The organism is Acidovorax sp. (genome assembly GCF_022763525.1).
Lineage (GTDB): Bacteria > Pseudomonadota > Gammaproteobacteria > Burkholderiales > Burkholderiaceae_C > Acidovorax.
In genome coordinates, this window is sequence record NZ_JALEGG010000181.1 from 1 (window position 1) to 8,892 (window position 8,892).

9 protein-coding genes are annotated in these 8,892 nt (G+C 60.6%); all 9 read left to right on the forward strand.

Translation table 11 applies throughout. The annotated features are described in order from the left end of the window. Positions 1–243: 243 nt before the first annotated feature. A complete protein-coding gene (locus tag MRY84_RS14025) occupies positions 244–999 on the forward strand; it encodes a 16S rRNA pseudouridine(516) synthase (protein ID WP_291506332.1) in 756 nt (251 codons plus the stop codon). Between the two features lie 236 nt (positions 1,000–1,235). Next, entirely contained in the window at positions 1,236–2,222 is a 987-nt protein-coding gene (locus MRY84_RS14030; RefSeq protein ID WP_291506333.1) for a beta-propeller fold lactonase family protein, read from the forward strand. After that, a complete protein-coding gene (locus MRY84_RS14035; protein WP_291506340.1) occupies positions 2,219–3,049 on the forward strand; it encodes a polysaccharide deacetylase family protein in 831 nt (276 codons plus the stop codon). The genes MRY84_RS14030 and MRY84_RS14035 overlap by 4 nt, the downstream gene beginning before the upstream one ends. A 68-nt stretch (positions 3,050–3,117) precedes the next feature. After that, positions 3,118–4,134, forward strand: coding sequence for a sterol desaturase family protein (locus tag MRY84_RS14040; protein ID WP_291506334.1), 1,017 nt, complete (start codon positions 3,118–3,120; stop codon positions 4,132–4,134). Positions 4,135–4,174: 40 nt separating this feature from the next. Next, positions 4,175–5,092 carry an EI24 domain-containing protein gene (locus tag MRY84_RS14045; RefSeq protein WP_291506335.1) on the forward strand — a complete coding sequence of 306 codons (918 nt, stop codon included), beginning with the start codon at positions 4,175–4,177 and terminating at the stop codon, positions 5,090–5,092. Beyond that, a complete protein-coding gene (locus tag MRY84_RS14050) occupies positions 5,089–5,910 on the forward strand; it encodes a molybdopterin-binding protein (RefSeq protein ID WP_291506336.1) in 822 nt (273 codons plus the stop codon). Before MRY84_RS14045 ends, MRY84_RS14050 begins: the two co-directional genes overlap by 4 nt. Before the next feature lie 174 nt (positions 5,911–6,084). Beyond that, on the forward strand, positions 6,085–7,500 hold the full coding sequence (gene glnA / locus MRY84_RS14055; RefSeq protein ID WP_291506337.1) for a type I glutamate--ammonia ligase: 1,416 nt from the start codon (positions 6,085–6,087) through the stop codon (positions 7,498–7,500). Between the two features lie 210 nt (positions 7,501–7,710). Beyond that, the gene (locus MRY84_RS14060; protein WP_291506338.1) at positions 7,711–8,232 is read left to right on the forward strand and encodes a hypothetical protein; all 522 of its coding nucleotides are present in this window, start codon (positions 7,711–7,713) and stop codon (positions 8,230–8,232) included. A gap of 97 nt (positions 8,233–8,329) precedes the next feature. Continuing rightward, positions 8,330–8,892 (forward strand): histidine kinase dimerization/phospho-acceptor domain-containing protein (locus MRY84_RS14065; RefSeq protein WP_291506339.1); only part of this gene is annotated, 563 nt, incomplete at its 3' end.

The following is an 8,892-nucleotide window of genomic DNA, read 5'->3' on the forward strand; positions in this document are numbered from 1 at the left end:
CAGGACAGTGAAACGACTTTGCGCCGATGATAGTGCGGGTTCCCGTGTGAAAGTAGGTCATCGTCAGGCTCTTACAGCCCAAACCGCCCTTCTGCTCTTCCGAGTAGAAGGGCGTTTTGCTTTGCGGGAAAATTTAGGCTCAGATTTCTCGCCGTCAGACCTTCTGCGTGTGCCGTCAACTTAGGAGGCACTATGAGAAGGCATGGGTAACACTGAGCTTGCCGCCTTTTGCCTGCTTCATTTATGCAACTCCAAGACATTTTGTATTCTCAAGGCTTTGGCACCCGCCGAGTTTGTGCCGGGTTGGTACAGCAAGGTTGGGTCTCTGTTCGCTATCCCTTGCTCAGCTCGTTGAAAGATTACACAACCTGCGTTGATGCAACTGCTGAGTTAGAACCGGAGGGCCTCGAGTTGCGGATTCAAGGTGTCGACTGGCCCTACCACGCCAAAGCCTATGTGCTCTTGAACAAACCGGCTGGTACCGAATGTTCGCAGAAACCGTCGACGTACCCGAGCGTGTATACGTTGCTGCCAGCGCCTTTGCGCCAGCGTCCCACCAAGAGTGCGGTGCAAGGTGTTCAGGCAGTGGGCCGCTTGGATCAGGACACAACGGGGCTTCTTCTCCTCAGCGATGATGGGCACTTCATCCATCGGATGAGTTCACCGAAGAAGCACGTACCCAAGGTATATCAGGTGACGACGAAGCACCCCGTGGATTCCGAACAGGTTTCGCGCCTGATGAAGGGGGTGGTTTTGGATGATGACCCCAAGCCCGTGAGGGCGGCGGCGTGTGACCAAATAGGTGACCATCGATTGGATCTCACGCTGATGGAAGGCAAGTATCACCAAGTCAAACGCATGCTGGCAGCAGTTGGAAACCGTGTAGAAGCCCTCCACCGATCCCGGATTGGAGGACTGACGTTGCCGCCTGAGTTGCAACCTGGGGAGTGGATGTGGCTTTCGGCTGGCGATTTGGAGTTGCTCGCCCATTCGTCATGAATGAGGCGGTTGCGACACTGCGCGCGGTTAGCGTTTGAGTCTGGGTGTCCTGTGTCGCTCACTGCGTACACTTTCAGCCATCGTCAGCACGGCACCTTTCACCTTACCGGTCGCTCCTCCTTTGGGAAGGCCAACGGAAGCAGTGCAATAGGCTTAGGTCAAGAATGTTGCGAACTCCGTGCAAGATGCTTGGCGGCCTCAGGGCTACACTCTCAGGCTCATTTGAAAGTCGCGTTGTGAAGTTTTTTTTGATCGCACGGGCGTGCGCTGTCTTAGGGTGTTGTTGGGCCCTTGTCGGGGGGGCGGTACATGCAGCTACGCCCCCGGTATTCGTGTTGAATTCGTTGGAGGCGAGCGTGAGCGTGATCGACCCGGTCACATGGAGCGAGACGGTCCGGATTCCCACGGGTAAAGAGCCTCATCACCTGTATCTCACCCCTGACGAGAAGTCGGTGATTGTCGCCAACGCGCTGGGCGATTCACTCACGTTTCTGGACCCCCGAACGGCGCAGGTGCAGACCACGGTGCGAGGGATTGTGGACCCTTACCATTTGCGGTTTTCTCCGGATATGAAATGGTTCATCACGGCGGCGAATCGCTTGAACCATGTGGACTTCTATCGTTGGGACGGGAAAACGTTGACGCTGGTTCAGCGCGTGGCAACCTCGCGCACACCCAGCCACTTGTGGATCGACAGTCGAAGCGCGACCGTGTATGCGACCATGCAAGATAGCGATGAGTTGGTGGCCATCGATATCGCGACGCAGACGATCAAGTGGCGCGTGAAGACGGGGCCCATGCCTGCCGACGTTTACGGAACCGCTGATGACAAGCGTCTTTTTCTGGGCCTGACCGGTAGCGACAGCGTAGAAGTCTTTGATATATCAGGCCGGGAGCCAAAAAGCATTCACAAGATCAAGACGGGTGAAGGTGCGCACGCTTTCCGCGCCGCCGGAGACGGACGGCATCTGTATGTCAGCAACCGCGTGGCCAACACCATCAGCAAGATCGACATGACCACCTACCAGGTGGTCGATTCCTACCCGGTCCCCGGGGGGCCGGACTGCATGGAAGTGTCGCCTGATGGTCGCTTCATCTATGTCAGTTCGCGTTGGGCTCGCAAGTTGTCGGTGGTGGATACGCAGACCAAGAAGGTGGTGCGGCAGGTAGCGGTGGGCAAGTCGCCCCATGGTGTATGGACTTTGCAGCATGCACCTCGATGACGGGTTGGCGGCGTAGACCTCACCGGCACCCGAGTGCGTTGCTCGGTGTCAGGTTTGCTATATTTTTCGTAGCTTCATGCGCAGGCCTCTCAAGCGTAAACGCTCAAAACACTTGCAATAAGCCGCTCTACCTGACTTTCGATACGGGGCACATGGGCGTGGCGCCCCTGGTGGCCGAGGTTCTCGCGCGCCAGCAGGTGCGCGTGACATTCTTCGCGGCGAATGAACGCACCCAGGAGGGAGACGGAAGTCTGGGCGATCATTGGGCGCCGTGGTGGCGGGCCAGGGCCGCGGAAGGGCATGAGTTTGCCTCGCACACGTGGGACCATACCTATTGGCGTGCCGACCTGGGCACGGCGCAGAACCCGTCGTTTCGTGTGCGGCCTTCGGCAGGGCCGCGGCAAGGGCAAGAGTTCGAGCTGACTGCGGCGGGCTATTGTGCCGAGATTGCACGGGCCGCCGACCGGCTGAAACTGGTCACGGGCAAAGTGCCCTTGCCGCTGTTTCGCGCGCCCGGGGGGAAAACCTCCCCGAGGCTGCTGGCAAGCGCCCGTGCCTGTGGTTACACGCACGTGGGATGGTCCCCAGCAGGATTTCTGGGCGATGAGTTATCCAGCGAGACTCACAGCAATCAAGCCCTGTTGAACAAAGCCTTGCGAGATGTTCGCAGCGGCGACATCTTGTTGGCACATCTGGGAATCTGGTCGAGGAAGGATCCCTGGGCGCCTGCGGTACTGGAGCCGCTGCTTCAGGGGCTCAAGGAGCGTGGATTCTGCTTCCGTACGTTGCGCGAGCATCCGGCCTACGCACCAGCGCCAGGACGTTAACGGGACACGGTTTCGGGGTACTTCTGCAGACCTGCCCAGCGAGGGGCGGAGTTGGATGGAGCGTAGCGATGGATTGGCTGGTGAATGGATTTGAAACCGCTCAGCAATGGATTTTTGAAGAGCTGTTGCAGCCGGTGATGTTTGCGGGCGGGTTGGGGAGCCAGCTGGAAACCGGTTATGAAGCCGCAGGCTGGCTACTTGTCGGCCTTTTGCAGGTGGCGGTTATTGCAGTAATCATCGGCCCCTTGCAGCGTTGGCGGCCTGTAGAAGCCGTGACCGACCGGGCCACCGTCAGAACGGACATCCTCTACACGCTGATTCACCGTTTGGGGCTGTTTCGACTGGGACTTTTCTTGGCGGTGGATCCGCTCATGGATTCCCTCTTCGGCTCGCTGCGCGTGGCCGGCTTCAGTACATTTCAGCTGGACGGACTGTGGCCGGGGATCACGGATGTGCCGTGGGTCAGTTTGGTGCTGTACCTGGTGGTGTTTGACTTTGTCGACTACTGGATCCATCGAGGGCAGCACCAATTCGAGTGGTGGTGGCGGCTGCATTCGTTGCACCATGCGCAGCGCCAGATGACCATGTGGAGCGACAACCGCAATCACCTGCTGGACGATCTGCTGCGGGACACGCTGCTCGTCATCGTGGCGCAACTCGTGGGTGTGGCTCCCGGCCAGTTCATTGCCATCGTGGCCATCACCCAGCTTAGCGAGAGCTTCCAGCATGCCAATGTCCGGATTTGGTTTGGCCGTTTTGGGGAGCGGCTGTGGGTGAGTCCGCGTTTTCATCGTTTGCACCACAGCATTGGGCTGGGGCACGAAACGATCCGCCCTCGCACTGACGACGACACCGCTGCGCCAAGCGATGCGGGGCATCGTGTGGTTCTCGGCGGTCACAACTTTGGCGTGCTGTTGCCCTGGTGGGACATGCTCATGCGGACTGCCAACTTCGAATTGCGGTACGACCCGACTGGCGTGCGCGATCAGGTTGAGCCGGGTCCCGATGGGCGGGTGCGGGACTATGGCCGGGGTTTTTGGTCGCAGCAGTGGCAGGGCGTGCTGAGGCTGATCGGCAAGGCCTGATCCCACTTAGGGGAGTGGCTGAGGCGGTATGCTCCCCGGTATGCGACTTCTGCTTGACTCCTTTTGGCGGGCGGCCGCTTACTGCGTGCGACCTCGCGTGATCGCGCTGTCCCTGATGCCGCTCTTGCTGATGGCAACTGCGGCATCCGGGTTGGCATATTTCTACTGGGATGCTGCGGTACAAGGCATGCGTGGCTTGCTCGATGGCTACGCGGTTTTGGCCACGTTCTGGGGCTGGCTGCAGCGCTGGGGGCTGGGGGATGTTGCTGCGGTCGTCGCACCCTTCATGGTCGTGCTGGTGGTTGCCCCGGCCCTGGTGGTGATCTCGTTGCTCGTGGTGACGGTGCTGATGACGCCCGCATTGGTCGCCCTGGTGGCAGACCGGCGGTTTCCGGCCCTGGCGCGCAAGAAGGGGGGCTCATTCATGGCCAGCTTGGCGTGGTCCATGAGCTCCACAGTACTGGCGCTGATCGCGTTGATGGTTTCGGTGCCGTTGTGGCTGGTGCCCCCGCTGGTGCTTATCTTGCCGCCCTTGATCTGGGGCTGGCTGACTTACCGTGTGATGACCTTCGATGTTCTGGCGGAGCACGCGAGCAAGGAAGAACGCGATGAGCTTTTCCGCCGCCACCGCAGCAGCCTGCTGGGCATGGGCATCCTGACGGGCTACCTTGGCGCGGCGCCTAGCATCCTCTGGGCCTCTGGCGTTGTGTTCGCTGCGGCATTTTTCATTCTGGTCCCACTGGCGATCTGGATCTACACCTTGGTGTTTGCCTTTTCGTCCCTGTGGTTCGCCCACTACGCCCTGGCTGCACTGGAGCGGTTGCGCAGTGAAACCGGGCAGTGGGGCGGCTCATCTGCGCCGCCAGCGGGCCCGGCAGCTCAGGCGATACCCGCGTCTTCCCCTCTGGCATCTCTCCCCTCGTCACCATCTTCAGCAAGCGAAAGCGCTGCACCATGACACCCAATTTCGGCCTCATCATCGTGGGGGATGAAATCCTCTCCGGCAAACGCGCTGACAAGCACATGCCCAAGGTCATCGAGCTCCTGTCGGCCAGGGGGCTCGCGTTGGCCTATGCCGACTATGTGGGTGATGACCCGGACCGCATCACGGCCACCTTGCAACGTGCGTTTGCATCGAGCGACATCGTGTTCTCCTGCGGCGGCATTGGCGCAACCCCTGATGACCACACCCGCCAATGCGCTGCTCGGGCCTTGGCTCGCAACTTGGTGCTACACCCCGGGGCAGAGGCCCTGATCCGTGAACGCATGCAGGATGTGGCGCGCGAGCAGGGGGTGGCCTACGAGCCGGACCGCCCTGACAACGTGCACCGGCTCAACATGGGAATGTTCCCCGAAGGTGCAGCCCTTATTCCCAATCCCTACAACAAGATTCCGGGCTTCAGTTGCGAGGGTATCCACGGCGGAGCGGTTCATTTCGTGCCTGGATTCCCGGTAATGGCCTGGCCGATGATCGAATGGGTGCTGGACAACCGGTATGCCGCATGGTTCAACCGCTCGCCCCACACCGAGCAGTCGGTGGTGGTGTATGGCGCGATGGAAGCGGCTTTGACCCCGCTCATGGAGCGCATCGAAAAGACACACCCAGGGATTCGGGTGTTCAGTTTGCCGAGCGTGGATCATCCACAATACGGGCGGCATATTGAGCTGGGCGTGAAGGGGCCAGCTTCTGGGGTGCCGGCGGCATGGAAAGATCTGCAGGCCGGATTGCACGAATTTGGTGCTTCTCTTGGCCCTGAATTGGTGCGAAATTTGTAATCTACCCTGGAAGCAAGCTGATTGCACCTTTGTGGTGCGTTTGTGTGAGAGGTGTGGATGCAAGCGCTCCGTTGTGCTCCTTCATAGTGCGGCGCCTGCACCCTGCTGGCACGCAAACTGCTTTTGTTCAATAAGTTTCCTTTTTTCAACAAGCGCTTTATCCAGGAGAACCTGATGGCCAAGACCGTTGCAGACGTGATGAAGATGGTGAAGGAGAACGAAGTCAAGTTCGTTGACTTCCGTTTCACCGATACCCGTGGCAAGGAACAGCACGTGACCGTGCCCGTTTCCCACTTCGATGAAGACAAGTTCACGTCCGGCCATGCATTCGACGGATCCTCGGTGGCCGGCTGGAAGGGTATCGAAGCCTCGGACATGCAACTCATGCCCGATCCCAACACCGCCAACATCGATCCCTTCTTCGAAGAGACCACGCTGTTCCTGCAGTGCGACGTGATCGAGCCGGGCGACGGCAAGGCCTACGACCGCGACCCCCGCTCTATCGCCAAGCGCGCTGAAGCCTATCTGAAGGCATCTGGCCTGGGCGACACGGCTTACTTCGGTCCCGAGCCAGAATTCTTCATCTTTGACGGCGTGCGCTGGTCCAATGAGCCCGGCAAGGTGATGTTCGAGATCGAAGAGTACGAAGCCCCCTGGAACTCGGGCGCCAAGCTCGAAGGTGGCAACCGCGGCCACCGTCCCACCGTCAAGGGCGGCTACTTCCCCGTGCCTCCTGTCGACAGCACGCAAGACATGCGCGCCGAGATGTCCCTGATCCTCGAATCCCTGGGCATCCCGGTCGAAGTGTTCCACCACGAAGTGGCGGGCGCTGGCCAGAACGAAATCGGCACCAAGTTCAGCACGCTGGTCGAGCGCGCTGACTGGACCCAGGTTCTGAAGTATGTCGTCTGGAACGTGGCTAATGCCTACGGCAAGACCGCCACCTTCATGCCCAAGCCCTACGCTGGCGACAACGGCTCCGGCATGCACGTGCACCAGTCCATCTGGAAAGACGGCAAGAACCTGTTCGCTGGCGACGGCTACGCCGGCCTCTCCGATTTCGCCCTGTACTACATTGGCGGCATCATCAAGCATGCCCGTGCGCTGAACGCCATCACCAACCCTGGCACCAACTCGTACAAGCGCCTGGTGCCCGGCTTCGAAGCCCCTGTGAAGCTGGCCTACTCGGCCCGCAACCGCTCGGCTTCCATCCGCATTCCTTACGTCGCCAACCCCAAGGGTCGTCGCATTGAAGCGCGCTTCCCCGATCCATCGGCCAACCCCTACCTGTGCTTCTCGGCGCTGATGATGGCTGGTCTGGACGGTGTGGAAAACAAGATCCATCCCGGCGAAGCCGCCACGAAGGATCTGTACCACCTGCCACCCGAGGAAGACAAGCTGGTGCCCACCGTGTGCCATAGCCTGGACCAGGCGCTGGAGTATCTGGACAAGGACCGTGGTTTCCTTACCAAGGGCGGCGTCTTTACCGACTCCATGCTGGATGCCTACATCGAACTCAAGATGGGCGAAGTCACGCGTTTCCGCATGGCGCCTCACCCTGTCGAGTACGACATGTACTACTCCCTGTAATTGCCTGCCTGCAGGCCATTGCAAGCACGAAAGGCGGCCCTGGGCCGCCTTTTTTTATGGGATCCCGCAGGTGCGACACGCACGGGAACCATTGTCCCCGTGGCAGCGTCGGTACCCCCGGCGAGCCGGGGGTACGCTTGCACCGCATTGGCGATGCATGGCGATTGGGAGATACTCCCCCAACTCCTGCCTGCCGTGCGAGGAAACTGAATGAAGAACCAGCTCATCACCCTTTTACTGATCGCCGTGGCGGTACCCGCCACATGGGCTCAAGACCGCATCTATCGCTGCGGCAACGAATACACGAACAATGCTCAGCAAGCCCGGGAGCGCGGCTGTAAGCTGGTGGAAGGCGGAAACGTCACCGTGGTTCAGGGCAGGCGACCCACAGGGGGTGCCTCCGCTCCGGCAGCCACTTCAGCACCTTCCGGTGGTGGTGGCGCCGCAAGCCCGGCCTCCCCGCCGACAGCGCCCCGCGTCACGAGCAACGATCAAAAGGCGCGAGACTCCGATGCGCGCGCGATTCTCGAGTCGGAGCTGCGCAAGGCCGAGGCGCGCCATGCCGAACTGGTGAAGGAATACAACAACGGGGCACCCGAGCGCAATGCGCTGGATCTGCGCAACCCGCAACGCTACATGGAACGCACCGCAGAACTCAAGGCGAGCGTGGCGCGCAGCGAGAGTGACATCGCAGGCATCAAGCGCGAAATTGCACGCCTGCCGAGCCCTTGAGCAGTGAAGCTTCTTTCTGGCCTGCACCCCTGTGACCCCATTACCTTCCCCTGAACCGTCCGCCACTGACACCAGCCGCTTTCATTCGCTGGATTTGATGTCCACCCTCGTGGCGGTGTTGCGTGCGGATGGCGCCGTGCAGTTTGCCAATGCGGCGCTGGAGAACGCGCTGGGGCTTTCGCGTCGCACGCTGGAGGGGGTGGACTTCTCCACCTTTTTCACCGATCCCGCCCTGTTGCAGACGGCATTGGCGGGCGCCCGGGGAAAGGACTTCGCCGCGCTGCGCTATGAGGCCAGCCTCAAGCGCCAGCACCAAGACCCGGTGCCTGTCCATGTGAGCGTGGCCGACGCCGAGCAGGTCGGCGAAATCCTGGTCGAGCTGTGGCCGCTGGAACAGCAAGCCCGCCAGGACCGCGAGGAGCGGATCCTGGACCAGGCCCAGGCCAACAAGGAGCTTATCCGCAACTTGGCCCACGAGATCAAGAACCCGTTGGGCGGCATCCGCGGTGCTGCGCAGTTGCTGGAGATGGAGCTCGATAACCGCGAGCTCACCGAATACACCCAGGTCATCATTCACGAGGCCGACCGCCTGCAGAGCTTGGTGGACCGGCTGCTTGCGCCCCACCGCCATCCCCATTTGGTGGGCGATGTGAACATCCA

What these genes read in the sequence shown, in the direction of transcription:
- MRY84_RS14025 (WP_291506332.1), top strand. Translation starts at nt 244, where the DNA reads ATGCAACTCCAAGACATTTTGTATTCTCAAGGCTTTGGCACCCGCCGA.
- MRY84_RS14035 (WP_291506340.1), top strand. Translation starts at nt 2,219, where the DNA reads ATGACGGGTTGGCGGCGTAGACCTCACCGGCACCCGAGTGCGTTGCTC.
- glnA (WP_291506337.1), top strand. Translation starts at nt 6,085, where the DNA reads ATGGCCAAGACCGTTGCAGACGTGATGAAGATGGTGAAGGAGAACGAA.
- MRY84_RS14050 (WP_291506336.1), top strand. Translation starts at nt 5,089, where the DNA reads ATGACACCCAATTTCGGCCTCATCATCGTGGGGGATGAAATCCTCTCC.
- MRY84_RS14040 (WP_291506334.1), top strand. Translation starts at nt 3,118, where the DNA reads ATGGATTGGCTGGTGAATGGATTTGAAACCGCTCAGCAATGGATTTTT.
- MRY84_RS14045 (WP_291506335.1), top strand. Translation starts at nt 4,175, where the DNA reads ATGCGACTTCTGCTTGACTCCTTTTGGCGGGCGGCCGCTTACTGCGTG.
- MRY84_RS14060 (WP_291506338.1), top strand. Translation starts at nt 7,711, where the DNA reads ATGAAGAACCAGCTCATCACCCTTTTACTGATCGCCGTGGCGGTACCC.